The following is a 26597-nucleotide window of genomic DNA, read 5'->3' on the forward strand; positions in this document are numbered from 1 at the left end:
GCCCGACGCCCGGCCCGACCGGGCACCGGAGGGGACGCATGAGCGCGAAGAGCGCCGGCACGAAGGTCGAGACCCGCACCGAGGACACGCGCACCACGCACGAGATCGACGTCCTCGTCGAGCGCGCCCGCAAGGCGCTCGACCAGTACATGAGCCTCACGCAGGAGGACGTCGACCGGATCGTCCTCAAGGCGTCGGTCGCGGGCCTGCACCAGCACGGTCACCTCGCGCAGCTGGCCGTCGCCGAGACCGGGCGCGGCGTGTTCGAGGACAAGGCGACGAAGAACATCTTCGCGTGCGAGCACGTGCCCAACTCGATGGCGAACCTCAAGACGGTCGGCATCATCGGCCGCGACGAGCTGACGGGCGTCGTCGAGATCGCCGAGCCGGTCGGCGTGGTGTGCGCCGTGACGCCGGTGACCAACCCGACGTCGACCACGATCTTCAAGTCGCTCATCGCGCTCAAGACGCGCAACCCCGTCGTGTTCGCCTTCCACCCGAGCGCGCAGCGCTCGTCGGTCGAGGCGGCCCGGATCGTGCGCGACGCCGCGGTGGCCGCCGGCGCGCCCGACGACTGCATCCAGTGGGTCGAGCACCCCTCGATCGAGGCGACCAACACGCTCATGCACCACCCGGGCGTCGCGCTCATCCTCGCGACGGGCGGCAACGGCATGGTCCGCGCGGCCTACTCGGCCGGCAAGCCGGCGCTCGGCGTCGGCGCGGGCAACGTCCCCGCCTACGTCGAGAAGAGCGCCGACCTCGGCCGCGCGATCAACGACGTGGTCATGTCGAAGGCGTTCGACAACGGCATGGTCTGCGCGTCGGAGCAGGCGCTCATCCTCGACGACGTGATCTACGACGACGCGATGCGCGAGCTGGCCCGCCTGCACGCCTACCGCGCGACGCCCGCCGAGAAGGCGATGCTCGAGCGCCTCATCTTCGGCGTCGAGGCGAGCGGCACGAACTGCGCCGGCGCGAAGCTGAACCCGAAGGTCGTGGGCAAGTCGCCGGTGTGGATCGCGCGCGAGGCCGGGTTCGAGGTCCCCGACGACACGTCGATCATCCTCGCGGAGATCGACGACGTGGGCCCGCAGGAGCCGCTGAGCCGCGAGAAGCTCACCCCGGTCCTCGCGGTGCTGCGTGCGCGCGACACCGAGCACGGCGTCCGCCTCGCGGAGCGCATGGTCGAGCTCGACGGCCTCGGCCACTCGGCGGCGATCCACACGGCGGACCAGGAGCTCGTCGAGCGCTACGGCGCGCGGGTCAAGGCCGTGCGCGTGCTGTGGAACAGCCCGACGTCGCTCGGCGGCATCGGCGACATCTACAACGCGCTGCTCCCGTCGCTCACGCTCGGGTGCGGCAGCTACGGCGCGAACTCGGTGTCGAACAACGTGTCGGCGGTCAACCTCATCAACGTCAAGCGGATCGGGCGGCGCAACAACAACATGCAGTGGTTCAAGGTGCCTGCCAAGACGTACTTCGAGCCGAACTCGATCCAGTACCTCGCGCAGATGCGCGACGTGCACCGCGTCACGATCGTCACCGACAAGGTCATGAGCCGCATCGGCGTCGTCGACCGCGTGCTCGACGTCCTCGCCCGCCGCGAGGAGAAGGTCGCGATCCAGATCATCGACGCGGTCGAGCCCGAGCCGAGCGTCGGCACCGTGAACCGCGGTGCCGAGTCGATGCGCGACTTCGAGCCCGACACGATCATCGCGATCGGTGGCGGGTCGCCGATGGACGCCGCCAAGGTCATGTGGCTGCGGTACGAGCACCCGGAGATCGAGTTCTCCGACATGCGGGAGAAGTTCTTCGACGTGCGCAAGCGCGCCTACAAGTTCCCGGAGCTCGGGGGCAGGGCGAAGCTCGTGTGCATCCCGACGTCGTCGGGCACCGGCGCGGAGGTGACGCCGTTCGCGGTCATCACCGACCCGGAGACGGGCTTCAAGTACCCGCTCGCGGACTACGCGCTCACCCCGACCGTCGCCATCGTCGACCCCGTGCTCACGGACACCATGCCCGCGAAGCTCGCGGCCGACTCGGGCTTCGACGCCCTCACGCACGCGACCGAGGCGTTCGTCTCCGTCTACGCGAACGACTTCACCGACGGGCTGTGCCTGCAGGCGATCAAGATGGTCTTCGAGCACATCGAGGACTCGGTCACGCAGGGCGCGGCGGCCCCGAAGGCCCGCGAGAAGATGCACAACGCGGCGACCATCGCGGGCATGGCGTTCGGCTCGGCGATGCTCGGCATCGTGCACGCCATGGCGCACACCGTGGGCTCGACCTTCCACCTCGTGCACGGGCGCACCAACGCGGTGCTCCTGCCGCACGTGATCCGCTACAACGGCCAGGTGCCCACGAAGCTCACGAGCTGGCCCAAGTACGAGCGCTACGTGGCCCCGGAGCGGTTCCAGGAGATCGCGAAGCACCTCGGGCTGCCGGCCTCCACCCCGGAGGAGGGCGTCGAGTCGTACGCGAGGGCGGTCGAGGAGCTGCGCGCCAAGGTCGGCATCGAGCCGACGTTCGCGGCGCAGGGCGTCGACGAGACGGCGTTCCTGAGCCGCCTCGACGACCTCGCGCTGCGGTCGTTCGAGGACCAGTGCGCCCCCGCGAACCCGCGGATGCCGGTCCTGGAGGACATGCGCGACATCCTCGTCGCGGCCTACCGCGGCAGCAGCCGCGAGGTCGTGCGCGCGGAGCGTCTCGCGGCCCACGAGGCCGCGAGCGCCGAGGACGGGCAGACGGCGACCCCGCCTGCCGAGACCGTGGTGGCCGGCTGACCCTTCCCGGCCCCACGAAACCCGGAGCCCGACGGCGCGAGTCCCCTCCCGCCGTCGGGCTCCGTCGTGCGTGCCTGTGGAAAACCCTCGAGGGGCGTCAGGACCTCGGTAGGTTCTCCGCTCGCGGGACGTCGGTCCCGCGGCTCGCGACGACGCGGGTCGTGACGACGGCAGGGGGCCTCATGGTGCACGGACCTGGACGACGCGTGGTGAGGGCCTTCGCCACGGTGCTGGCGGGAGCGCTCGTGGTGACGCTCGCGGCGTGCACCCCGGACGCGGAGCCGGAGCGGCGCGCGCCGGTGGTGTTCACCGAGATCGACGTGCCACCCGAGCTCGCCCCGCAGGAGGCCGTAGTCGACCACGTCGGGATCGTGCCCGCCGCGCCCGGGCTGCCGTGGATCGTGAGCGGTGTGCGGACGGAGCCGGACGGTCTGCCGGAGGCCGTGGTCTGGACCCTCGGTGAGAGCGGCGCGGTCGCGGGGGAGCCGGCGGTCCTCGACCTTCCGGGCGTGGTGCGCGACCTGGCGGCCGCGGGCGGTCCGGCCCGCACCGTCCTCGCGGGGAGCACGTGGGAGGACGGACGGACGAAAGGCTTCCTGCTGACCTCGGCGGACCGTGCGGCCTGGGTGCCGGTCCGGCTTCCTCCGGAGATCGAGGGCGTCCCGGTGACGCACGTCGCCGAGACGGCCGGCTCGGTCGTCGCTCTCGGCGTCGATCCCGACGCGAGGGTCGTGCGCGGCGTGCTCGTGCCGCCGTCGGGCGACCCGGTGCCGCTGGTGCTGCCGGAGGGCGAGGGGCGGCCGACGATCCAGGGGGTGGCCGGACGCGAGGCGTTGTGGGTCGTCGCGGTGTCCTGGGACGACGAGGTGGAGGACGACGTCGTCGTCACCTATCGATCCGCGGACTCGGGGACCACCTGGACGACGTCCGAGCTGCCCGGTGACGCGCCGCGCGTCGCGGGTGCGGCGGCGACCGCGACAGGGTTCGTCCTGACGGGCTCGGTCCGGGAGGCCGGGCTCGGCGGTCCCGTGACCGACGCGGCCGCGTGGTTCTGGGAACCGGGCGGCGGCGACGCCTGAGAGTACCTGGACTTCCGCCGCGACGACGCCGGCACGGACGACCAGTCGACCGGGCTGTCGGCGCCCGCCGTGGGCGGCGACGATCTCGCGGCCGTCTACTGGGGCGACGAGCTCAGCGCGAGCAGCCTGGTGGTCGAGGACGAGTCGGGAGACATCCTCTCCCAGGGCATGTCCGACGACAACGGAGGGATCGGGTTCGGCGGTCCGTCCGCCTGGGACCCGGACGAGCGTGCGGTGCGGGCCGTCCTCGCCGGGGACGGCGGCGCGTACGTGACCGAGCTCCGCGACGGGCGGTGGCGTCGGCTCGCGACCCTCGCGACGCCTCGGCGCTGGTTCCGGCCGACGGAGGTCGACGCGGGCGACGGGGCTGTCGTCGTGCGGCGCGCGGAGGTCTCGACCGCGGGGGACGGCTGGCGGAGGCGGGTCTCGTCAGCGGTGTACACCGCAGGTGGTCGCGGCCTCGCCGAGAGGTCGGCGGACGCCCCCTGGACCGGGGAGGACCTCGCACTGGTCCGGGCTGCGGCCTCCGACGGGAGGGAGGTGACGATCACGTTCGGTTGGGAGGAGGGCGAGAACGGCGTCACGGTGCGGTCGTGGTTCCGTCCCGTGGGCGGTGAGTGGGCGGAGGGCTCCGGCTGGCCGTCCTCCGGGCACGCGGAGATCCACGACGTCCGCGCGGTCGACGGGGGCTGGGTCGCCGTCGGGGTGCGGGCGGACAGTCCCGAGGGCGCGAGCGTGCGGCACGCCGCGGCCTGGCGGTCCGAGGACGGCCTCGTCTGGACCCTCGACGAGGGGCTCGAAGGGGGTGACGGTCGGTCCTCCGCGCGGCACGTGTGTCTCCTCGCCGACGGTCGTCCCTGGGTGCTGGGCACGGTCGTCGACGGCGACCGGGAGGTCGACGCGTCCTGGGTCGGCGCGGGCACCGGCTGGGAGCGCGCGGTGATCGACGCGGAGGAGTCGTTCGAGGTCGACGGGTGCGTCCAGGGAGACGGCGACGCTCGCCCCTTGCTCCAGGTGCAGGTCGACGGGCGCACCGAGCTGCGCGGGACCACGGACGGCACGACCTTCGAGCTCGTCAGCGCGACGGGTCGAGGCGAGACGTTCGGTCGCGTCGTCCGCGTCGACGGGAGGTACGCCGCCGTGGGCACGGTCGTCGCGACGGGCGTGGAACGGTCGGTCCTGTGGCTGTCCGCCGACGCGGAGGAATGGCAGCATCTCGTGCTCCCGACGCCTGAACCGGGAGGCCAGGGGACCGTCCACCCGGACGGGTCGGACGCCGTCGTGACGCTTGCCGGAGCGGGCGGCGTACGGGCCTGGCGCGTGAGCGACGTCGCTCAGCTCGTCGACGCCGGATGATCGTCGCGTCCCGGACGGACGATGCCTGCCTCGTAGGCGAGGATCACGAGCTGCACGCGGTTGGTCAGGCCGACCTTCGTGAGCAGCGAGCGCACGTGGCTCTTGACGGTCGCCTCGGTGAGGTGCAGCTCGGCGCCGATCTCGCGGTTCGACAGCCCGCGCGCGACGGCGAGCAGCACCTCGCGCTCGCGGGGCGTCGCCGCGTCCAGCCCGGTCCCGGGCGCGTCGGTCTCGGCGGCGTCCGGCCCGAGCGGCGCGTGCCGCGCGAGCTCGACGTAGGTCGAGATGATGCGTCCGGTGACGGCCGGGTCGAGCAGCGAGTCGCCCGCGCGGACGCGGTGCACGGCGTCGACGAGGGTCTGTGGGTCGGCGTCCTTGAGCAGGAACCCGGCCGCCCCGGCGCGCAGCGCGCCGTACACGTACTCGTCGTCGTCGAAGGTCGTGAGGACGAGGGTGCGGACCTCGGCGAGGTCGGGGTCGGCGACGATGCGCGCGGTCGCCTCGATGCCGTCGAGCCGCGGCATGCGCACGTCCATGAGCACGACGTCGGGGCGCAGCGCGCGCGCCATCGTCACCGCGGTCTCGCCGTCCCCGGCCTCGCCCACGACGGTCACGTCCGGCTCGTTCTCGAGGATCATGCGCAGGCCGAGGCGGATCGTGGACTGGTCGTCGACGACGACGACGCGGACCGGGGGGAGCGCGGCGCCGCTCCCGTCCGCGCCCGGCACGGGGCCGGTCACGCGGTCTCCCGCGGGATGCGCGCCTCGACGGTCCAGCCGCCGCGCCCGTCCGGCCCGGCGGTCAGCTCGCCCCCGGCGGCGAGCGCGCGCTCGCGCATGGAGGTCAGGCCGTGGCCCTGACGCCCCTCGGCGCTCGGGAGGGACGGCCCCGGGTCGTGGACGCGCAGGCGCAGGTCGGCGGCGTCGTCGGTCACGGTCACGGTGACGTCGGGGGCGAGCGAGTGGAGCAGCACGTTGGTCAGGGCCTCCTGGGTGATGCGGACGACGGCCAGCCCCGACTCGGCGCCCGTCGTCGGCCACGGGCGGGGGAGCGAGAGGTCGACGTCGCGGCCGGCGTCGCACAGGCGGCGTGCGGCCGCGCGCAGCTCGTCGGGAGCGCGGGTGCCGTCCGGCGTCGGGGCGAGGGCCGCGGTCCCGCCGTCGGCCTCGGTGCCGCGGCGCAGCACCTGCACGACCGACCGCATCGCGGTGAGCGCCTGCTTGCCCTCGTCGCTGATCCAGCGCACGGCCTCGGCGGGAGCCTCGGGCTGGTTCGCCGCGACGCGGTCCGCGGCCTGGGCCCGCACGACGATCGCGGACATGTGGTGCGCGACGACGTCGTGCAGCTCGCGCGCGATGCGGGTGCGTTCGGCGAGCACTGCGCGCTCGGCGAGCTCGGCCTGGAGGGCCTGGAGCTCGGCGTTGCGCTCGCGCAGCCGCTCGGACGTCACCGCGAGGCGGCGGAAGAAGTAGCCGGCCGCGACCGCGCCCAGGACGAGCGCGAGGGCGAGGAGCACGTCCGACGGCGACCGGCCGAGCCCGATCCACAGCGGCGAGAACGGGGTCGGGGGGAACGTCAGGTGCGGTCGGGACCAGAGCTGCATCGCGAACGCCGAGAGGCCGCCCGCGAGGCCGGCGAGGGCCCACGGGACGGCGCCCGAGCGGGTCGCGGCGAATCCCGCGACCAGGAGCGGGAGGAGCTCGAACGGCGTCTGCATGGTCCACGGCAGGGCGAGGGGGTAGAGCATCGCCGTCGCCCAGAAGAGCGGGCCCGGCAGGACCCGGCGCAGGGCGAGGGTCAGGACGATCCACAGCCCCGCCACGCGGTACGACTCGGGGGTGCGGGGGTACCAGTAGTCGCCGCTCTCCATCACGGTGATGACCGCGAACCACACGAGGCCCGCGGCGAGCGCGGTCGCGAGGTCCTGCGCCCACACGGGCAGACGGGTGAGCTGGGGCACCTGTCCACGGTAGCCGGGCGCCCGCCCGGGACGGGACCGCCCAAGGACCGAGGCCGGTCGACGGGGGCTCAGCCCCAGGGCGGAGCGGCGTCGCGCCGGGGACGGACGCGGGACGCGCGGCTGCGCCGGACGGCGGGGGTCGAGGTGCCGCCGTCGGGCCGATGTGGCGGGGGGCCGCGGCGGGCGAGCCTCGAGGCATGACCACGACACCCCTCCGCCCCGCCCGTCCCGCCCGCCACGTCCCGGGCCGTCCCGGTCCCCGTCGCGCCGCTCGCGCCGTGGCCGGCGTCCTCGTCGTCGGGGTGCTCGGCGCGGTGGGCGCGATCACGTACCTCACCGTGTCGACGCCCGACGGCGGCGCCGTCGCCGACCCGTCGCCCACGCTGCGCCCGCAGACCGCGACGGGTCTCGACCCGGAGCTCGAGCGGCGCTTCGACGTGGCACGGGCGGCAGCGGACGCCGACGGCGTCGAGCTCACCCTCACGTCCGGGTGGCGCACCGCGGCCGAGCAGCAGGAGCTCGTCGACGCCGCGCTCGAGCGCTACGGGTCGGCGGAGGAGGCGCACCGCTGGGTGCTCCCGCCCGAGTCGTCCGAGCACGTCGCGGGGCTCGCGATCGACGTCGGGCCGACGGACGGCGCGCTGTGGCTCGAGCAGCACGGGGCCGAGTTCGGGCTGTGCCGCACGTACGCGAACGAGCTCTGGCACTTCGAGGCCGCCGTCGAGCCCGGCGGGACGTGCCCGCCGATGCACGACGACGCGTCCCATGGCTGGGAGTGACCGCCGTGCGGCGGCGAGGTCGTGCGGAGTCGGTGTCGAGGGCCGCCCCCGAGGGTGGCCGGCCGAGGTCGACCTCAGCGGCTGACGAGCTCCGCACGGCGCCACCACGACGCGGTCGCGACCCAGCTGGCGGCACCGACCGTCGGGGCGGCTGCGAGCTGCCACCAGGTCACGTGCACGGCGGGGCCGCCCATGCCGAGCCAGAGGCCCGGCGCGGCCCAGGGGAACCACGCGCCGGCGCCGACCACCGTGACGACCTGGGCCACGACGACCAGCCCGAGCACGGCGCCCACCCCGGCCAATGCGTCGCGGCCCCAGGTCGCGACGAGCGCGCAGGGGAGGGCGAGCAGCGCGGCGAGGAGGCCGCCGACGACGGCGCGCGCGGCCCCGGGCCAGGGCGACCCGGCGCCGGGAGCGAGGGCGAGCCCCGCGACGACCGCGACGCTCACGCCGGCGACGCTCGACGCCAGCGCCCATCCGGTGACGACGACGAGCTTGGCCGACACGACGGCGGTCCGGGACGGGAGGGCGGTGAGCAGCGGTTCGACCGTGCCGCGGGTGAGCTCGCGGCCGAACGTCCAGCTCACGACGAAACCTGCCGCGAGGAGCGTCGCGACGGTCAGCACCTGGCCGGTCGTCCCGGTGACGGCGTCCCAGCCGCCGTCGGGGACCAGGGGGCGGACCTTGAGCGCGAGCGTGCTGTTGCCGCCGTGCTCCGCGGCCGCGGCGAGCCCGACGGCCAGCAGGGGCACGATGAGCACGAGCGTGCCTGTCGCGATGCGGGCGACCGTCGAGCGCGCGAGCTTGAGCAGCTCTGCCTCGAGCGCGGCGCTCACCTGGCGCCACCCCCGGTCGCTGCCGCGTGCACCGTGGTGAAGAACTGGCGCTCGAGGTCGGGGCCGTCCGGTGGCAGCTGCCCGACGACGCGTCCGTCGTGGACGACGTCGATCGACGTGGCGACGCGGGCCATCTCGTCGAGGTGGTGGCTCGACACGAGGACCGCGGTCCCGTCCGCGGCGCGGCGCACCAGGGTCTCGCGGATCTCGACGACGCCCGCCGGGTCGAGGGCGTTCGTCGGTTCGTCGAGGACGAGCAGGTCGGCGTCGTGCACGAGCGCGCAGGCGAGCTCGAGACGGCGCCGGTTGCCGTCCGAGAGGGTGCGCACCCGCCGGTCGGACCACCGGTCCAGCGCGAGCGAGGAGAGGAGCCCGTCCGTCCGCCGTCGCGCCTCCGCGGAGGTGCAGCCGTGCAGCCGGGCCGCGGTGCGCAGGTTCTCGCGGACGGTCAGCTCGTCGTAGGCGTGGCCGGAGCCGACGAAGCCGACGCGTGCCCGGACCTCCGCGGGCGCCCCCCAGGCCGGTGTGCCCCACAGCTCGGCGCGTCCGGAGCCGGGCCGCAGCAGGCCGACGAGGAGCCGCAGGAGCGTGGACTTGCCCGCGCCGTTGAGCCCGACGAGCGCGCGCACCTCACCGGGGCGGACGTCGAGGTCGATCCCTCGGACGGCGGCGACGTCGCCGAAGGAGCGGGACAGCGCGACGGCGCGGAGCACCGGCGCCTGCGCCCTACGCACGACGCCCCCTCGCCACGCGCCCGGCCGGCACCAGCACGCCGAGCGCGCGGTCGATGACCGCACCGAGGTCCTCGTCCTCGGAGTCCGCCCAGTGCAGCAGCGCGGCCGTGAGGACGGCGAGGGTGGCTCCGACGGCGGCGCGCGCCTCGAGCGGCTCGCACCCGTCCTCGACGAGCCGGGCCACGACGGCGTCCTCCGTGCGGAGGTTGTTGAGCCCGACCGCGCCGCGCAGCACGGGCGTGCGCGCGACGATCCGGGTGCGCCGGCGGACGACGTCGCGCGCGTCGGCCGGGATCTCGCCCCAGGCGTTCCGCAGGCCCGCGACGGTGCGCTCCAACGGGCCCTCCGCGCGCGGGCGCGCCGCGACCGCCTCGACGAGCACGGGGTCGTACGGGTCGTCGAGGAGCACTCGCTCCTTCGCGGGGAAGTGGCGGAAGAACGTCATCTCGGTGACGCCCGCGGCCTCCGCGACCTGCGCGACCGACGTCGTCTCGTAGCCCTGACGCTCGAACAGGTCCAGCGCGCCCGCGATCAGAGCGGCCCGTGTCCGCTCTCGGCGCGGGACTGCCGCGGTGATGTGTGTCGAGCTCATGGACCAGATGTTAGTGACTAACATTCATGGTGCCAAGACGCCGTCCCGGCCGGGAACCGGCACCCGGCCGGGACGGACCGGGGGCCGCGACCGATGCCTCTCCACCGCCGTCGAGGGCGGCGGATGTCGGCGGTCCGCGCGATGATGTGCGGGTGAGCGAGAGCACCCCCGCGACGTCCGCCCCGACCGCCCCGACCGTGACGGACCAGGAGGTCCCCACGGCCACGTCCGCCGCCGAGCTCGACGAGGCCGCCGCGCAGCGGCGGTGGGCCGAGCTCGTCGCCCAGGTCGAGGCGGACCAGCGCGCGTACTACGAGGAGGACCAGCCCGTCTCCTCGGACGCCGAGTACGACGCCCGCATGCACGAACTCCAGGCGCTCGAGGCCGCGCACCCCGCCCTCCAGTCGCCCGAGTCGCCGACGCAGCGCGTCGGGGGCCGGGCCGCCGCGGGCTTCGCGACGGTCCAGCACCTCGAGCCGATGCTGTCGCTCGACAACGCGTTCAGCGAGGAGGACCTCGCGGCGTGGGCGGCGCGCGTGCACCGCGACCTCGGCGTGGCCGCCGACGCCGAGGTGGACTACCTGTGCGAGGTGAAGATCGACGGCCTCGCCATCGCGCTGCTCTACGAGAAGGGCCGGCTCGTCCGGGCGGCCACGCGCGGCGACGGGCGCACGGGCGAGGACGTCTCCGCCAACGTGCGGACGATCGAGAGCATCCCGCAGCGCCTCGGCGGAGACCCGGCGACCCACCCCGACGTCATCGAGATCCGCGGCGAGGTGTTCATGGGCGTCGCGGACTTCGCGGCGCTCAACGAGAAGCTCGTCGCTGCGGGCCAGGCGCCGTACGCGAACCCGCGGAACACCGCGGCCGGGTCGCTGCGGCAGAAGGACCCCGCGGTCACGGCGAGCCGCAACCTGCGCATGTACGCCCACGGCGTCGGCGCGCTCCAGTGGGAGGCCGGCGAGCACGCCGAGCTCGCGCGGCAGTCCGCCGCGTACGACCTGTTCGAGCAGTGGGGCGTCCCGGTGTCGCCGCACAACCGGGTCGTCCACGGCCTCGACGAGGTCATGGAGCGCATCGCCTACTTCGGCGAGCACCGGCACGACATCGAGCACGAGCTCGACGGGATCGTCGTCAAGGTCGACGAGCTCGCGCTCCAGCGCCGGCTCGGGGCCACGAGCCGCGCGCCCCGGTGGGCCATCGCGTACAAGTACCCGCCGGAGGAGGTCAACACGCGCCTGCTCGCGATCCAGGTCGGCGTGGGCCGCACGGGCCGCGCGACCCCGTACGCCGTCATGGAGCCGGTCAAGGTCGCGGGCAGCACGGTGCGCCAGGCGACCCTGCACAACCAGGACGTGGTCCGGGCCAAGGGCGTGCGGATCGGTGACATGGTCGTCCTGCGCAAGGCGGGCGACGTCATCCCGGAGATCCTCGGCCCCGTCGCGGCGCTCGCGGACGACGGCTACCCGCGCGAGGACTTCGTCATGCCGGCCGAGTGCCCCGAGTGCGGCACGCCGCTGCGCCCCATGAAGGAGGGGGACGTCGACCTGCGCTGCCCCAACGCCGAGTCGTGCCCCGCCCAGGTGCGCGGCCGCGTCGAGCACATCGGCTCGCGCGGTGGCCTCGACGTCGAGGCGCTCGGCGAGGTCACGGCCGCCGCGCTCACCCACCCGTACGAGCCGGCAGAGCCGCCGCTGCGCACGGAGAAGAACCTCTTCGGGCTCACCGTCGAGCAGCTCGCGCCGATCAAGGTCGTCGTGCGCGACCCGGAGACCGGCCTGCCCCGGCCGTACGAGGGCGTGGGGGAGTCGGGCGAGGTCGCGATGTCCGACGGCTCCGTGCTGCTCGCCAAGGTCGTCCGGCCGTTCCAGAAGGTCGCCGCGCGCACCTACCCGCCGGGGTTCGAGGACGCGACGCCCGCCGAGCGCCGCGCGGCGGGGGTCCGCAAGGACTACCCGGTGTACGGGCCGTCGAGCACGGCGCAGACCCTCGTCGACGAGCTGCGGCTCGCGCGGACGAAGGACCTGTGGCGCATCCTCGTGAGCCTCAACATCCGGCACGTCGGCCCGGTCGCGGCGCGCGCGCTCGCGGACTGGTTCGGGTCCCTGGACGCCATCGAGGAGGCGATCCGCGACGGGGGCCGCGAGGCGCTCGCGGCGGTCGAGGGCGTCGGGCCGGTGATCGCCGACGAGGTGATCGCGTGGCTCGAGGTCGGCTGGCACCAGGAGATCGTCGAGCAGTGGAAGCGGGACGGGGTGCGGTTCGCCATCCCGGGGCATCCCGGTCCGGGAGCCCGCCAGGCGCCGACCGGACCGCTCGCCGGCCTCACCGTGGTCGTCACGGGGTCGCTCGAGGGCTTCAGCCGTGACGGCGCCAAGGAGGCCGTGATCGCGGCGGGCGGCAAGTCGTCGGGGTCGGTCTCGAAGAAGACCGACTACGTGGTCGTCGGCGCCAACGCGGGCTCGAAGGAGACCAAGGCCCGCGACCTCGGCCTGCCGATCCTCGACGAGGACGGCTTCGTCGCGCTGCTCGCCGGGGGCCCCGACGCCGTGGCGGACCGGGTCGGTGGCGACGCGTCCGGCGTGGACGACGCGGAAGGTGCGGGCACGGACGGCTGAGTCGTGCGGCGCGACGCGGCGCGGCGCGGCGGGGGATGGGGTCAGGGCGCCGACGGGCGCCGCGCGACGACCTCCCGCAGGCGCGCGACGCCGTCGGGCGGGACGGGCAGCGACGGGCCGCGCGGGGGAGCGGTCGGCACGCCGAGCAGGGTCGCGAGCGCGTGGAACCCGCTCACGGGTCGCAGCGACGCCAGGACGTCCGTGAGTGCGCGCAGCCAGCCGACGACGTCGGCGTCAGGCTCCTCGTCCGCGGTCCGTGCACGCCGGAGCGCCGCGTACTCGGCGGGCACGAGCGCCGCGAGCCCCGTGTGCCAGGCGTCCGCGGCCTCGGCACCGCCGACGATCGCCGCGTCGCCGCTGAGCCCGACGCTCACGCCGAGCCCGGCGGTCGCCGCCCGCAGCGTCGCGACGCGGCCCGCCGGTCGCGCGGGCGTGGACGCCGGGTCCTTCACGGCCGTGACGGTCGTGGCGTGCGCGAGCCGGGCGAGCGCCGCGGGCGTGACGTCGTACGCCGTCTGCACGCTCCGGTTGTAGTAGCAGACCGGCAGGTCGACGGCGGCCGCGACGGCCTCGAACACCGCCACGACCTCGTCCTCGTCGAGCGGGAGGTAGGAGAACGGCGCGAGCACCAGCCCGTCGGCCCCGGCGTCCCGCGCCGCGCGGGCGCGCGCGACGACCTCACGCGTGGAAGCGCCGCTCACGGCGACGTGGACCGGGACGCGCGGCGCGCCGGGCGTGGAGCCCGCCGCGAGGGCAGCCCGCACGACGGCGTCGCGCTCGTCGGGCGCGAACGTCACGCCCGCGCCCGACGACGCGAGGACGACGACGCCGTCGACCCCGGCCCGCGCGGCGCCGCCCATGAGGGCGGCGAGCGCGTCGAGGTCGGGTGCGCCGTCGGGGGTGAGCGGCGTGATCGGGTAGGCGAGGAGCCCGCGGAACGAGGTCACGCGCCGAGTGTAGGGAACCGTGCGCGTGGGGTGCTGCGCGTCAGCGGCTGGCCCAGAGGATGCCGCGCTCCACGATCGTGCGGACGGGCGGGACCTCGAGGTCGGCGAGCTGGTGGCCCGCCGCGCACACGAAGATGCGGCCGGCGCCCCAGCGGCGCGTCCACACGGCGGGGGAGACGACGGGCTCGTGCCACGGGTCGCCGTCGCGCGGGACGATGGTCGTCGTCGCGAGGACCTCGTTGTACGAGTCGGCGAGCACCCAGTACTGCTCGGAGTGCAGCGAGATCGAGTCGATGCCCGCGACGATCGGGTGGTCCGCGTGCTCGGGCGCGATGTCGATCGTGTGGTCGATGAGGTCGTGCGCGTGCGCGGCGAACTGCCCGCCCACCATCTGCAGGTAGTCGGTCGCGAGGCGGAACGAGTCCACGATCCCGCCGTGCCATCCCGCGAACCCGGTGCCGTTCCCGATCGCGGTGCGCAGCCCGCGCATCTCGTCCGGGAGGATCTCGCCCATCGTCCAGCACTGCACGACGAGGTCCAGGCTCGCCATGAACTCCTCGTCGGCGTACGACTCGAGCGATCCCTCGAGCGTCACGTCGTAGCCGGACGCCTCCAGGAACGGGACGAACAGCTCCGCCGCCTCCTCGGGTGCGTGCCCGGGCCAACCGCCCCGGACCACGAGCGCTCGACGGTCCCGCTCGGTCATGACTCCTCCTCGTGCCTCGTCACACTCGTCGCGCCCGCGTGTCGCGGGCAGCGGCCCCCGGCGACCGCGCTCAGGCGATGAGCGCGTCGATCGCTGCGGGCGAGAGTACGTGATCCACGGCCATGGCGCTCGCACCGAGCACGCCGGCCTGGCCGCGCGCCTGCGACGTGACGATGCGCAGGTGCTGCGTCGCGAGGGGGAGCGACCGCTGGTACACGATCTCGCGGATGCCCGCGATGAGGTGCTCGCCGGCCTCGGCGACGATGCCGCCGATGACGATGAGCGACGGGTTGAGGAGGCTCACGCACGCCGCGAGGACCGAGCCGATGTCGCGTCCGGCCTGGCGGACGGCCTGGCTCGCGGTGAGGTCCCCACCACGGACGAGGGTGACGACGTCGGCGCTGTTCGTCGCGTCGAGGCCTGCGGCGGCGAGCGCGGCGGCGACCGCATGGCCGCTCGCGACCGCCTCGAGGCACCCGACGTTCCCGCAGCGGCACGGGACGTCGGCCGCGCTCGGGACGGCGACGTGGCCGATGTCCCCGGCCGCGCCCTGTGCGCCGCGCCGCAGCTCGCCGTCGGCGATGATGCCGGACCCGATGCCGGTGGCGACCTTGACGAACAGCATGTCGGTCACGGTGGGCCAGGCGGTGCGGTGCTCGCCGAGCGCCATGATGTTCACGTCGTTGTCCACCAGGACCGACGCGTTGAACCGCTTCTGCAGGATGCCGGCGACGTCGACGTCGTCCCACGCGGGCATGATCGGCGGGTTGATGGGCCGGCCGGTCGAGTGCTCGACCGGGCCGGGCAGGCCGACGCCGATGCTCACGAGGTCGTCGAGGCTGCGCCCGGTCGTCGCGACGAGCTTCTCGCCCGTGTCCGCGACCCACGACAGGACCACGTCGGGGCCGTCGGCGATCGCGAGCGCGGCGTCGGTCTCGGCGAGCACGTTGGACGCGAGGTCCGTCACGGCCAGGCGGGCGTGCGTCGCACCGAGGTCGACGGCGAGGACGATGCGCGCCTCAGGGCTGAAGGCGAAGGTCACGGGCGGTCGCCCGCCGGTCGAGCTCGCCTCTCCCGCGGGGGCGATGAGGCCCGCCGACATGAGAAGGTCGATCCGGGCGGCGATGGTGGATCGCGCCTGCCCCGTGATCGCTGCGAGGTCCGCGCGCGTGCGCGGCTGACCGTCCCGGAGCAGCTGGAACATGTCGCCGGCGCCGGTCGGGCGCGGCGCGAACTTCAGCAGTTCCTCCATGGGCACAGTGAATCACGGAGCCTCTCGTCGGTCGTCCGTACCTGCCGGACGAGTCATCGGCTTTTGCTTGACGATCGCCAAAAGGTACCCTACTGTCCCCTCCCAAGGCGACACGGACGTCGTCGGAAGTTGTGGAGACCCGAGGAAGGGCCTCCCGTCCGGGCGAACAGCCGCCCCACCTGCTTGTGCAGACCCCGACCCCAGGCCGACTTCTCGGTGGTTCGGCTCGTCAGCCGGCCGTCGTGCCACGAGTCGACCTGCCTCGTCGATCTCTGCCCGCTCGCACGGTGGGAGCGTTCCCTCGCCCTGACAGCGCTTGTCCACTTTTGCTGGTAACGAAGTTGTAACAGCAGCAAAAGGCTGTGATCTTATGATTGACCGTCGTCAAAAGGTCGGCTAGGTTCACCGCATGGTCACCGCAGACCCTCCCCAGCCGCTCCTGCAGATGCAGGGCATCGTCAAGGTCTTTCCCGGGGCTCGAGCGCTCGACGGCGTCGATCTCGAGATCCTCCCGGGCGAGGTCCACTGTCTCCTCGGGCAGAACGGCGCCGGCAAGTCCACCCTCATCAAGGTGCTCGCCGGTGCTCACCAGCCGACCGAGGGTCAGATCCTCCTCGACGGCGAGCCCATCACCATCTCCGACCCCGTCGCCGCGCTCCGGCACGGTGTCGCGACCATGTACCAGGAGCTCGACGTCGTCGACGGCCTGACCGTCGCGGAGAACGTGTACCTCGGGCACGAGCTCGCGACGCTCGGGTTCTCCCAGCGTCGCGAGGCCGTGCGCCAGACGCGGGCGATCCTCAAGCGGCTCGGGCACAGCGAGATCTCCCCGAACCACGAGGTCGAGCGCCTCTCCGCGGCGGGCAAGCAGGTCGTCTCGATGGCCCGCGCACTCTCGCACGACGCGCGCGTCATCATCATGGACGAGCCGTCCGCGGTGCTCGACTCCGAGGAGGTGGGCAACCTCTTCCGCGTGGTCAAGGAGCTGACCAAGGCCGGGGTCGCCGTCGTCTACATCTCGCACCGTCTCGAGGAGATCCGCGAGATCGGGGACCGGATCACGGTCCTCAAGGACGGCCGGACCGTCGCGCAGAACCTCCCGGTCTCCGAGACTCCGACCGCGAAGCTCATCACCCTGATGACCGGGCGCTCGGTCGAGTACGTCTTCCCCGACTCCCAGGAGCTCGCCGCCGACGCACCCGTCGTGCTCGACGTCGAGGGCCTGTCCCTGCGGGGCACGTTCGAGGACGTGTCGCTCCAGGTGCGCGCCGGGGAGATCGTCGGCCTGGCGGGCCTGGTGGGCGCCGGGCGCTCGGAGATCATCGAGACGATCTACGGGGCTCGGCGCGCGACCGCGGGCACGGTCCGGGTCGACTCGAAGCGGCTCCGCGCCGGTTCCGTGGCATCCGCCGTGGACGCCGGGATCGGGCTCGCGCCCGAGGAGCGCAAGAGCCAGGGTCTGCTCCTCGACGAGCCCGTCTACCGCAACGTCACCCTCTCGACGTTCGCGCGCTTCGCGCGCGGCGGCTTCCTCGACGAGGCCGCCGAGCGCAAGGCGGCCAAGGAGCAGGCCGACTCGCTCGAGCTGCGGCCGGCCGGCGTCGACCGTGCGATCCGCACCCTCTCGGGCGGCAACCAGCAGAAGGCGATGCTCGCCCGCTGGCTGGTCCACGGCTGCCGCGTCCTGCTCCTCGACGAGCCGACGCGCGGCGTGGACGTCGGAGCCCGCGCCGAGATCTACGCCCTCATCCGCAGGCTCGCCGACGAGGGCGCCGCCGTCGTCGTCGTGTCCAGCGAGATCCCCGAAGTCCTCGGCCTCGCCGACCGCGTACTCGTCGTCTCCGAGGGTCGCGTCGTCCACGAGGGGCCCTCGAGCTCCATCGACGAGCACCAGGTGCTCGACATGGTCATGGAAGGAAGTGTCGCGTGAGCGAGCAGCAGGTGTCGGCCTCGATGCCGACGGACAAGCCGGACGCCGACGAGTCGGCCAGGGTCGCGAAGGCCGCGAGCGAGCGCCGCCGGGCAGGATTCATGTCCGGGGCGGCAGGTCGGAACATCGGCCTGGTCCTCGCACTGGTCCTCCTGTGCGTCCTGGGCTTCGCGACGGCGGGTGAGCGGTTCGCAAGCGTCAGCAACCTGATGACCATCCTCAGCCTCGGGTCGGTCACCGGTGTCCTGGCCATCGGCATGACGTTCGTCATCACGACGGGCGGCATCGACCTGTCGGTCGGCTCCGTGCTCGGGCTCTCCTCCGTGTGGGCGACGACGCTCGCCACCCAGTCGTACGGCTGGGTCGTCATGGTCATCTGTGCGCTCGCGGTCGGCCTCGGCGCCGGGTTCCTCAACGGCCTGATCATCGCCTACGGGCGCGTCGTGGCGTTCATCGCGACGCTCGCGATGCTCGTCGCGGCGCGCGGCCTCGCCGAGCTCATCGCCCAGAAGCGCACGCAGATCGTCAACGTCCAGGAGTTCAACGACATCTTCCGGGGCAACCTCCTCGGTGTCCCGAAGATCGTCTGGATCTTCGCGATCGTCGCCGTGCTCGGCTGGTTCCTGTTCAACCGCACGACGTTCGGACGCCGGACCGTCGCGGTCGGCGGCAACCCCGAGGCCGCGCGCCTCGCGGGCATCAAGGTCAAGCGGCACCTCATGTACGTGTACGCGCTCTCGGGCCTCACCGCGGGCATCGCCGGTGTCATGATCCTCGCTCGCACGAGCGCCGGCTCCTCGACCAACGGTCTGCTCCTCGAGCTCGACGTGATCGCCGCGGTCGTCGTCGGCGGCACGCTCCTGGCAGGCGGCCGCGGATCGATCGTCGGCACCGTCCTGGGCGTGCTCATCTTCACGACGCTCACCAACGTCTTCATCATCAACAACGTCGACAGCTCGGTCCAGCAGATCGCCAAGGGCGCGATCATCGTCGGCGCGGTCCTGCTCCAGCAGCGCATCGCCCGCCGCAGCACCAGGTAGCCCACGTACCTCCGGCGCCTCGCGCCACGCACAGCCCGCACCACCCCGTCAGTTCCCCCGCAGTTCCCCCGCAGTTCCTCTTGCAGGACAGCTTCGAAGGAGATCCCATGTCCGCACGCACCACCCTGCGCCGCCGCTTCATGATCGCGACGGTCTCGGCCGCGTCGATCGCCCTGATCGCCACGGCGTGCACGTCGAACACCCCGGCCCCCGCGGACACCGCGGACGGCGACGGAGGCGGCAGCAGCAACGAGGCCGTCTCCGACAACGACGCCCCGGGCGACCCGATCGTCATCGGCTTCTCGGCCCCCGCCGCCGACCACGGCTGGATGGGCGCCATCACGACCGCGGCCGAGGCCGAGGCCGCGGAGTACGAGGACGTGGAGCTCCGTGTCGCGGACGGGACGAACGACGTCAACGTCCAGATCAGCCAGATCGAGGGCTTCATCAACGACGGCGTGGACGCGATCGTGCTCCTGCCGTTCGACGGCGCCGCGCTCACCGAGGTCGCGACCAAGGCGATGAACGCCGGGATCCCCGTCATCAACGTCGACCGCGAGTTCTCGAGCCCGTTCGCCGCCCGGGCCACGGTCCTCGGCGACAACTACGGCATGGGCGTGAGCGCCGGCCAGTACATCTGCGAGCAGCTCGGGGACAACCCCGACGCGGTGGTCGCCGAGATCGCCGGCATCGACTCGCTCCCGCTCACGCAGGACCGCAGCCAGGGCTTCGCGGACGCGCTGTCCGACTGCGGCCTCGACGTCGACAACCGCGTCGCCGCCGACTTCACGGTCCAGGGCGGCGAGGCCGCGACGGCCAACCTGCTCCAGGCCGCGCCGCAGATCGACGCCATCTGGAACCACGACGACGACCAGGGCGTCGGCGTGCTCTCGGCGATCCAGAACGCGGGCCGCGACGAGTTCTTCATGGTCGGCGGCGCCGGCTCGAAGCAGGTCATGGAGCACATCCAGGCCGGCGACTCCGTCCTCCAGGCCACCGTCGTCTACCCGTCGACCCAGGCCGCGGACGGCATCAAGCTCGCCCGCCTCGTCGCGCACGACCGGAGCATGAGCGACCTGGCGTCGTCCGGCGTCCCCCGCACGATCCAGCTCTTCGCGCCGGTCGTGACGAAGGACAACGTCGACCAGTACCTGCCGACCGCGTTCCAGTCCTGACGGACCGCTGACGCCCGTCGTCAGCACGCAGCAGCACAGCACGCGGACCACGCCCACGGTCCGCCCGGGACGACCCCGGCCGGACCGTGGGCATGCTCACGTCACGCGCAGGAACATGCGCACGGAAGGAACGTCATGGCAGGAAACGACGGCGCACAGCTCGGCGTCGGCATGGTCGGGTACTCGTTCATGGGGGCAGCGCACTCGCAGGCCTGGCGGACCGCCCCCCGGTTCTTCGACCTCCCTCTCGACCCGCGCATGCGGGTGCTCGGCGGCCGCAACCCGGAGGCGCTGGCCGCCGCCGCCCAGCGGCTCGGCTGGGAGTCCACCGAGACCAGCTGGCAGGCGCTCGTCGCGCGGGACGACGTCGACCTCGTCGACGTGTGCACGCCCGGCGACACGCACGCCGAGATCGCGATCGCGGCGCTCGAGGCCGGCAAGCACGTGCTGTGCGAGAAGCCGCTCGCGAACACGGTCGCCGAGGCGGAGAAGATGGTCGAGGTGGCCGAGGCCGCGGCCGCGCGCGGCCAGGTCGCGATGGTGGGCTTCACCTACCGCCGCGTGCCGGCCATCCAGCTCGCGCGCCAGCTCGTCGTCGACGGCCGGATCGGGACCGTGCGCCACGTCCGCGCGCAGTACCTCCAGGACTGGATCGCGGACGAGGACGCGCCGCTGTCGTGGCGGCTCGACAAGTCGAAGGCCGGCAGCGGGGCGCTCGGCGACATCGGCGCCCACGTCATCGACCTCGCGCAGTTCATCACCGGAGAGAAGATCACGAGCGTCTCGGGACTGCTCGAGACCTTCGTGACCGAGCGGCCCGTCGCGACGGAGTTCGCGGGGCTGTCCGGCCAGGGCGGCACCGAGCGCGGGCCCGTCACCGTGGACGACGCGGCGGTCTTCCTCGCCCGGCTGTCCGGCGGGGGCATCGGGACCTTCGAGGCCACGCGCTTCGCCTACGGCCGCAAGAACGCGATCCGCCTCGAGATCAACGGCTCGAAGGGCTCGGTCGCGTTCGACTTCGAGGACATGAACGTCCTGCACTTCTTCGACGCCGCGGACGACGCGGTCGTCGCCGGATTCCGACGCATCGTCGTCACGGAGCCGGAGCACGCGTACGTCGCGCACTGGTGGCCCGCGGGCCACGGGCTCGGGTACGAGCACGCCTTCACGCACCAGGCGGTCGACCTCGTCGAGGGGATCGCCTCCGGGACGCACCCGGCGCCGACCTTCGCGGACGGCCTCGTGGTGCAGCGCGTGCTCGACGCGGTCGAGCGGAGCGCGGCATCGGGCGGCTGGGTCCAGCCGTAGTATCGAGTCCGGGTCGGCCCGCGGGGCGGAGGGTCGACCCGGACGCCGACCCGACGGTGTCGGTCCGTGCAGCGCAGCACGGCCGACCGGGAACGGCTTGGAGGAAAGGAGGGTGGACGCGCAGCGATGGCGCGCATTTAGTACGACGGGCAATCAAAATTGCCGGTCGAAGATCCCGGGACGGCGGCCGGCCGATGGCGGCACCCGGCGGAGCGCAGCACTGATTCCCCATCTCGACGAGGAGACCTTGTGAGAAACGTGCTAGGAGGATCGCTCGCCTTGAGGCGGACGGTCGCGGCAGCTGCCGCGGCAGCGGTCGCTCTCCCCCTGACCATGGCGGCGGCGACGTCGGCGACCGCCGCACCGGTGCCCACGGGCGTCGCGGCGGCGCCCGTCGTCACGGCCGCGGACGCCGAACCGTTCGACGTGCTCGTCTTCAGCAAGACCGGTGGCTTCCGCCACGGGTCGATCCCCGCGGGCATCGCCGCGATCCAGCAGCTCGGTGCCGAGAACAACTTCGAGGTCACCGCGACCGAGGACGCGGGAGCGTTCACGGACGACAACCTCGCGCAGTACGAAGCCGTCGTGTGGCTGTCCACGACCGGCGACGTCCTCAACGACGACCAGCAGGCCGCGTTCGAGCGCTACATCCAGAACGGGGGCGGGTACGCGGGCATCCACGCGGCGTCCGACACCGAGTACGACTGGCCCTGGTACGGCGGGCTGGTCGGCGCGTACTTCAGCGCTCACCCCCAGAACCAGACCGCGACCGTCAAGGTCGAGGACCACGTCCACGAGTCGACGGCCCACCTGCCCTCACGGTGGGAGCGGTTCGACGAGTGGTACAACTTCCGCACCAACCCCCGCGACACGGTGCACGTGCTCGCGAGCCTCGACGAGACCACGTACAACGCGGGTGGCGGCGCGATGGGCGCCGAGCACCCGACCGCCTGGTGCCAGGTCTACGAGGGTGGCCGGTCCTGGTACACCGGCGGTGGCCACACCGACGAGTCGTACGCCGACCCGGACTTCCTCCAGCACCTGCTGGGCGGCATCCAGACGGCCGCGGGCGCCGTGGCGTCCGACTGCGCGGCGACGCAGTCCGCGAGCTACGAGCAGATCGCGCTCGACGAGGAGACGCGCAACCCGATGGTCCTGGACGTCGCGGACGACGGCACGGTGTTCTACGCCGAGCGTGACGGCCGCGTGCAGGTCATCGACCCGTCGACCAACACGACGCACACCGCGACGACCCTCCCCGTGACCACCGCCAACGAGGACGGTCTGCTCGGTCTCGTCCTCGACCCGGCCTTCTCGGAGAACGGGTGGGTCTACACCTACTGGGCTCCGGCGAACGTCGGCACCGACGGCCCGCACAACCGGATCTCGCGGTTCGACTTCGACCCGGCCACGGGCACCATCGACCAGGCCACGGAGAAGAAGGTCCTCACCGTCACGACGCAGCGCAACACGTGCTGCCACGCCGGCGGTGACATGGTCTTCGACGAGGACGGCAACCTGATCCTCGCGACGGGCGACAACACCAACCCGTTCGAGTCGGGCGGCTACTCGCCGCACGACGAGCGCGCCGGTCGTCAGGACTACGACGCCCAGCGTTCGTCGGCCAACACCAACGACCTGCGCGGCAAGGTCCTGCGCATCCACCCGGAGGCTGACGGGACGTACACCGTCCCCGAGGGCAACCTCTTCGACGAGGCGGCCGACACGGACGACAAGACGCGTCCGGAGATCTTCGCGATGGGCTTCCGCAACCCGTTCCGCATCGGCGTGGACCCCTACTCCGGCAACATCCTCGTGGGTGACTACGGCCCCGACGCGGGCAGTGCGAACCCGTCTCGCGGTCCAGGCAACACGGTCGAGTGGAACGTCGTCAGCGAGCCCGGCTTCTACGGGTGGCCGTACTGCACCGGGGCGAACGCGGACTACCTCAAGTACAACTTCGCGACCGGCCAGTCCGGCGCGGCGTTCAACTGCGCCGAGGGTCCGGTCAACCAGTCACCGAACAACACTGGCCTGACCCAGCTGCCCCCGGCCATCGAGGCCGAGATCTGGTACAACTACGCCGGCAACCCGGACTTCCCGGAGATCGGCGGCGGCGGTGCGCCCATGGGTGGTCCCGTCTACCAGTTCGACCCGGAGCTCGACTCCGACGTCCAGTGGCCCGAGTACTGGGACGGCAAGGCGTTCCTGGGCGAGTGGAACCAGGGCAAGCTGTACTCGATCCAGCTCGACGGCGAGAAGCGCGACGACATCGTCGACATCAACCGCGTCATGCCGAAGATCTTCGACCCGAGCGCCGGTTTCGACCGTGCGATGGACTTCGACTTCGGTCCTGACGGCGCGCTCTACGTCGTCGACTGGGGCTCGGGCTTCGGCGGCGACAACGACTCGAGCGGCATCTACAAGGTCAACTACGTCAAGGGCAACCCGTCGCCGATCGCGCGGGCGAGCGCCGACGTGACGAGCGGTCACGCACCGCTCACGGTGCAGTTCTCCTCGGAGGGCACGCGCCACCCGGCCGGAGACGCGCTGACCCTGCAGTGGACGTTCGGCGACGGGTCGGAGCCGTCGACCGAGGCCAACCCGGTCCACACGTACACGGAGAACGGCAGCTACACCGCCCAGCTCGTGGCGACGGACGCCCAGGGCCAGACGGGCGTGGCGAACGTGTCGGTCGTCGTCGGCAACGAGGCGCCGACGATCTCCATCACGTTCCCCGACAACGGCGGGTTCTTCCAGTGGGGCGACCAGGTCCGGTACGAGATCGCGGTCGACGACCCCGACGGTGAGGTCGACTGCAGCCAGGTCGAGCTCTCGACGTCGCTCGGCCACGACTCGCACGCGCACCCGATGGACGTGCTCGGCGGTTGTGAGGGCGTCTTCCAGACGGCGCGCGACGAGGGCCACGGCATCGAGTCGAACATCTTCTGGGTCATCGAGGCGTCGTACACGGACGACGGTGGCGCCGCCGGTGCCCCGCTCACGGCGAACGACCTCCAGGTGCTGCAGCCCAAGCTGCTCCAGGCGGAGTTCTTCACCTCCACCGGTCGCCTCGAGGGCTCCACGAGCACGGGCGACCCGGGCGTGCAGCGCGAGACGACGAGCGACACGGCCGGCGGTGGCCAGAACATCGGCTACATCGAGCCGGGTGACTGGTGGGCCTACGACCCGATCTCGCTCCACGAGGTCGACTCGATCGCGCTGCGCGCGGCATCGCCGAGCAACGCCACGATCTCCGTCCGGTGGAACGCCGCGGACGGCCCGGAGATCGGGTCCGTCCAGGTCCCCGGAACCGGTGACTGGCAGGCCTACACGAACGTCTCGACCGAGCTGACCGACGTGCCCTCGGGTACCGGCACGCTCTACTTCGTCCTGACGTCCGGCCAGGCCAACGTCAACTGGCTCGAGTTCGACGGCCGCGGCGTCACGGACAACGAGCGCCCGACCATCGACTCGTTCGAGGTCACTCCGACGACGGGCACCGCCCCGCTGACGGTGACCGCGACGGCGACCGCCTCCGACCCCGAGGACGACGCGATCACCTTCGCGTGGGACGCGGGACTCGGTGACGGGTTCGTCGACGGGACCGACTCGTTCGAGGTCACGTACGACCAGCCGGGCACGTACCGGCTCCAGGTGCGGGCCTCCGACGAGCGCGGTGCGTACTCGGTGGAGTACACGACCGTGACGGTGAAGGCGTCGCAGACGGGACCGGGGATGTGCTTCTCGGGTCGCTCGGACGACTTCCTCGGCGCGGACCTCGACGAGAGCCGGTGGTCGGTGCTCAACCGCGACCAGAACCTGGTCGTGCGGGACGGCAACCTCGTCATCCCGACGACGGCGACCGACTTCTACGGCACGGACAACACCACGGTGCCGAACCTGGTGCTCCAGGACCTGCCGGACGGGCCGTTCACGGCCACGGCCAAGCTCACGCTGCCGGCTCGCCAGCAGTACCAGCAGGCCGGTCTGGTGATCTGGGAGGACCAGGACAACTACGCGAAGATGGTGCTCCAGGGTCGTTCGCAGTCCGCGGACCCGGCGACCCGGATCTTCCAGTTCATCCGTGAGGAGAACGCCCAGCCGAACGAGGTCAGCGCGTCCAACACGGCGAACCTCGGGGCGGACTACCCGGACACGGTCTACGTCCGGTTCGTCAGCAACGGGGAGAACCTCCAGGCGGCCTACTCGGCCGACGGCGTCGACTTCACGACGATGTCGGAGACCAAGTCGATCGCCGACCTGGAGAACGCGAAGATCGGCCTCGTGTCGTTCAAGGGGAACAACACCGCGTCCCCCGTGATCGACGCCGAGTTCGACTGGTTCTCCATCACGCCCGACGACACGGCGTCCGCCCCCGGGCCGGACGACGAGTTCGACGGCAGCGCCCTCGACGCGTGCCGCTGGTCGATCGTCCGCGAGGACCCGACCGGCTACCGCGTGGTGGACGGCTCCCTGCAGATCGACACGACGCCGACGGACATCTACGGGACCGACAACCGTCCTGTGCCGAACATCGTGCTGCAGGACCAGCCGGGCGAGGAGTGGACCATCGAGACCGTCGTCGACGGCTCGGCGCTCGACCGTCAGTACCAGCAGGGCGGTCTGCTCGTCTACGGCGACGACGACAACTACGTCAAGCTCGACTACGTGGTCGACAACCAGGCGGGCCAGGCCAAGAACGCCCGGATCGAGCTGCGCAGCGAGGTCGCCGGGGTCGTGCAGAACCCGCAGCCCCAGTCGTCGAGCCTCACGGGCGACGTGTGGCACCTGCGCCTGACCCGCTCCGGTGACACGTTCACCGGTGCGTACAGCGCCGACGGCGATACCTGGACCACGTTCGACCAGAGCGTGACGAACGCTCCCGCGGCGGACGCCCAGGTCGGTCTCTTCGCCCTCGGTGCGGCGGCCGACACCGGTGCGGCGGCGTCGTTCGACTACTTCCGGGTGGTCGGCGACGACGTCGAGCCGATCGCGGTGACCATCACCGCGGAGACGCGCTGCATGGCCGGCAAGGTGTTCGTCGCGGTCCGCGCGACGAACGACGACGCGGTCCCGGTCGCGATCACTCTCGAGACCCCGTACGGGTCGAAGGAGTTCGCGGACGTGGCGCCCGGTGCGAACGCCTACCAGTCGTTCGCGTCGCGGGCGGCAGGGATCGACGCCGGCACCGTGACGGTGACCGCGACCGACGCCGAGGGGAGGACGTTCTCCGGGACGGCGGACTACGCCGCCCGGGCCTGCTCCTGACAGGTTCCGGCGGGCCGGTGCCCTGAGCACCGGCCCGCCGGGCACCGCGCTCGGCGTGCGGGCGCTCGGCGGACGGGCGGCCCATCGGCCGGGCCGACCGTACGCTGCCCGCACGACGAGCACGACGGAGACCCCCGGGTCTCCGGCCCCGGCGCCCGGGAACGGGCGCTCCGGCCCAGGCGCCGGGGCACCCCGGGGACCGACGACCACCGTCGGCCCCGGAGCCACCCA

At 72.8% G+C, this 26597-nt stretch carries 18 protein-coding genes; 10 read left to right on the forward strand and 8 right to left on the reverse strand.

The annotated features are described in order from the left end of the window. Positions 1 to 38 precede the first annotated feature (38 nt). The 3 genes from adhE (at position 39) to ACFC2L_RS17600 (ending at position 5218) form a co-directional block, all read left to right on the forward strand. Complete coding sequence (gene adhE / locus ACFC2L_RS17590) at positions 39 to 2783, forward strand: bifunctional acetaldehyde-CoA/alcohol dehydrogenase (protein WP_375825632.1); 2745 nt, start codon at positions 39 to 41, stop codon at positions 2781 to 2783. A gap of 209 nt (positions 2784 to 2992) precedes the next feature. After that, entirely contained in the window at positions 2993 to 3862 is an 870-nt protein-coding gene (locus ACFC2L_RS17595) for a hypothetical protein (protein ID WP_375825633.1), read from the forward strand. A 69-nt stretch (positions 3863 to 3931) separates the two neighbouring features. Next, positions 3932 to 5218 carry a hypothetical protein gene (locus ACFC2L_RS17600; RefSeq protein ID WP_375825634.1) on the forward strand — a complete coding sequence of 429 codons (1287 nt, stop codon included), beginning with the start codon at positions 3932 to 3934 and terminating at the stop codon, positions 5216 to 5218. On the opposite strand, the gene ACFC2L_RS17605 is transcribed toward ACFC2L_RS17600, so the two are convergent. Together ACFC2L_RS17605 and ACFC2L_RS17610 are read right to left on the reverse strand one after the other, a co-directional pair. Further along, positions 5197 to 5958, reverse strand: coding sequence for a response regulator (locus ACFC2L_RS17605; RefSeq protein WP_375825635.1), 762 nt, complete (start codon positions 5956 to 5958; stop codon positions 5197 to 5199). The two genes, ACFC2L_RS17600 and ACFC2L_RS17605, sit on opposite strands and share 22 nt — an antisense overlap. Further along, entirely contained in the window at positions 5955 to 7178 is a 1224-nt protein-coding gene (locus ACFC2L_RS17610) for a sensor histidine kinase (RefSeq protein WP_375825636.1), read from the reverse strand. The genes ACFC2L_RS17605 and ACFC2L_RS17610 overlap by 4 nt, the downstream gene beginning before the upstream one ends. A 197-nt stretch (positions 7179 to 7375) precedes the next feature. Here ACFC2L_RS17610 and ACFC2L_RS17615 point away from each other — a divergent pair, with 197 nt between their 5' ends. Further along, on the forward strand, positions 7376 to 7957 hold the full coding sequence (locus ACFC2L_RS17615) for a M15 family metallopeptidase (RefSeq protein ID WP_375825637.1): 582 nt from the start codon (positions 7376 to 7378) through the stop codon (positions 7955 to 7957). 74 nt (positions 7958 to 8031) lie between these two features. Here the strand turns inward: ACFC2L_RS17615 and ACFC2L_RS17620 are convergent, their stop codons facing one another. The 3 genes from ACFC2L_RS17620 to ACFC2L_RS17630 are packed head-to-tail and all read right to left on the reverse strand — an operon-like array spanning position 8032 to position 10119. Continuing rightward, on the reverse strand, positions 8032 to 8793 hold the full coding sequence (locus tag ACFC2L_RS17620; RefSeq protein ID WP_375825638.1) for an ABC transporter permease: 762 nt from the start codon (positions 8791 to 8793) through the stop codon (positions 8032 to 8034). Then, the gene (locus ACFC2L_RS17625; RefSeq protein ID WP_375825639.1) at positions 8790 to 9527 is read right to left on the reverse strand and encodes an ABC transporter ATP-binding protein; all 738 of its coding nucleotides are present in this window, start codon (positions 9525 to 9527) and stop codon (positions 8790 to 8792) included. The genes ACFC2L_RS17620 and ACFC2L_RS17625 overlap by 4 nt, the downstream gene beginning before the upstream one ends. After that, positions 9520 to 10119 carry a TetR/AcrR family transcriptional regulator gene (locus ACFC2L_RS17630; RefSeq protein WP_375825640.1) on the reverse strand — a complete coding sequence of 200 codons (600 nt, stop codon included), beginning with the start codon at positions 10117 to 10119 and terminating at the stop codon, positions 9520 to 9522. The genes ACFC2L_RS17625 and ACFC2L_RS17630 overlap by 8 nt, the downstream gene beginning before the upstream one ends. Before the next feature lie 152 nt (positions 10120 to 10271). Between ACFC2L_RS17630 and ligA the strand changes: the two genes are divergently transcribed. Beyond that, positions 10272 to 12737 carry an NAD-dependent DNA ligase LigA gene (gene ligA / locus ACFC2L_RS17635; protein ID WP_375825641.1) on the forward strand — a complete coding sequence of 822 codons (2466 nt, stop codon included), beginning with the start codon at positions 10272 to 10274 and terminating at the stop codon, positions 12735 to 12737. A gap of 41 nt (positions 12738 to 12778) precedes the next feature. On the opposite strand, the gene ACFC2L_RS17640 is transcribed toward ligA, so the two are convergent. From ACFC2L_RS17640 to ACFC2L_RS17650, 3 genes are all read right to left on the reverse strand, one after another. Next, the gene (locus tag ACFC2L_RS17640) at positions 12779 to 13684 is read right to left on the reverse strand and encodes a dihydrodipicolinate synthase family protein (protein ID WP_375825642.1); all 906 of its coding nucleotides are present in this window, start codon (positions 13682 to 13684) and stop codon (positions 12779 to 12781) included. Between the two features lie 40 nt (positions 13685 to 13724). Further along, positions 13725 to 14390, reverse strand: a complete 666-nt coding sequence (locus ACFC2L_RS17645) for a ThuA domain-containing protein (protein ID WP_375825644.1) — start codon at positions 14388 to 14390, stop codon at positions 13725 to 13727. Positions 14391 to 14460: 70 nt separating this feature from the next. Further along, positions 14461 to 15642, reverse strand: a complete 1182-nt coding sequence (locus ACFC2L_RS17650; protein WP_375825645.1) for an ROK family protein — start codon at positions 15640 to 15642, stop codon at positions 14461 to 14463. Positions 15643 to 16051: 409 nt separating this feature from the next. Between ACFC2L_RS17650 and ACFC2L_RS17655 the strand changes: the two genes are divergently transcribed. The 5 genes from ACFC2L_RS17655 (at position 16052) to ACFC2L_RS17675 (ending at position 26366) form a co-directional block, all read left to right on the forward strand. Beyond that, on the forward strand, positions 16052 to 17572 hold the full coding sequence (locus ACFC2L_RS17655; protein ID WP_375825646.1) for a sugar ABC transporter ATP-binding protein: 1521 nt from the start codon (positions 16052 to 16054) through the stop codon (positions 17570 to 17572). Next, entirely contained in the window at positions 17569 to 18612 is a 1044-nt protein-coding gene (locus ACFC2L_RS17660; protein WP_375825647.1) for an ABC transporter permease, read from the forward strand. Before ACFC2L_RS17655 ends, ACFC2L_RS17660 begins: the two co-directional genes overlap by 4 nt. A 107-nt stretch (positions 18613 to 18719) precedes the next feature. Beyond that, positions 18720 to 19787, forward strand: a complete 1068-nt coding sequence (locus ACFC2L_RS17665; RefSeq protein WP_375825648.1) for a substrate-binding domain-containing protein — start codon at positions 18720 to 18722, stop codon at positions 19785 to 19787. Between the two features lie 135 nt (positions 19788 to 19922). Then, a complete protein-coding gene (locus ACFC2L_RS17670) occupies positions 19923 to 21095 on the forward strand; it encodes a Gfo/Idh/MocA family protein (RefSeq protein ID WP_375825649.1) in 1173 nt (390 codons plus the stop codon). Between the two features lie 279 nt (positions 21096 to 21374). After that, positions 21375 to 26366: a ThuA domain-containing protein gene (locus ACFC2L_RS17675; protein WP_375825650.1), complete on the forward strand. Its 4992-nt coding sequence runs from the start codon at positions 21375 to 21377 to the stop codon at positions 26364 to 26366. The last annotated feature ends 231 nt before the right edge of the window (positions 26367 to 26597 follow it).

The organism is Cellulosimicrobium sp. NPDC055967 (assembly GCF_042269845.1).
Taxonomy (GTDB): Bacteria; Actinomycetota; Actinomycetes; order Actinomycetales; family Cellulomonadaceae; genus Cellulosimicrobium.

What these genes read in the sequence shown, in the direction of transcription:
- adhE (WP_375825632.1), top strand. Translation starts at nt 39, where the DNA reads ATGAGCGCGAAGAGCGCCGGCACGAAGGTCGAGACCCGCACCGAGGAC.
- ACFC2L_RS17615 (WP_375825637.1), top strand. Translation starts at nt 7,376, where the DNA reads ATGACCACGACACCCCTCCGCCCCGCCCGTCCCGCCCGCCACGTCCCG.
- ACFC2L_RS17630 (WP_375825640.1), bottom strand. Translation starts at nt 10,119, where the DNA reads ATGAGCTCGACACACATCACCGCGGCAGTCCCGCGCCGAGAGCGGACA.
- ACFC2L_RS17645 (WP_375825644.1), bottom strand. Translation starts at nt 14,390, where the DNA reads ATGACCGAGCGGGACCGTCGAGCGCTCGTGGTCCGGGGCGGTTGGCCC.
- ACFC2L_RS17650 (WP_375825645.1), bottom strand. Translation starts at nt 15,642, where the DNA reads ATGGAGGAACTGCTGAAGTTCGCGCCGCGCCCGACCGGCGCCGGCGAC.
- ACFC2L_RS17655 (WP_375825646.1), top strand. Translation starts at nt 16,052, where the DNA reads ATGGTCACCGCAGACCCTCCCCAGCCGCTCCTGCAGATGCAGGGCATC.
- ACFC2L_RS17665 (WP_375825648.1), top strand. Translation starts at nt 18,720, where the DNA reads ATGTCCGCACGCACCACCCTGCGCCGCCGCTTCATGATCGCGACGGTC.
- ACFC2L_RS17670 (WP_375825649.1), top strand. Translation starts at nt 19,923, where the DNA reads ATGGCAGGAAACGACGGCGCACAGCTCGGCGTCGGCATGGTCGGGTAC.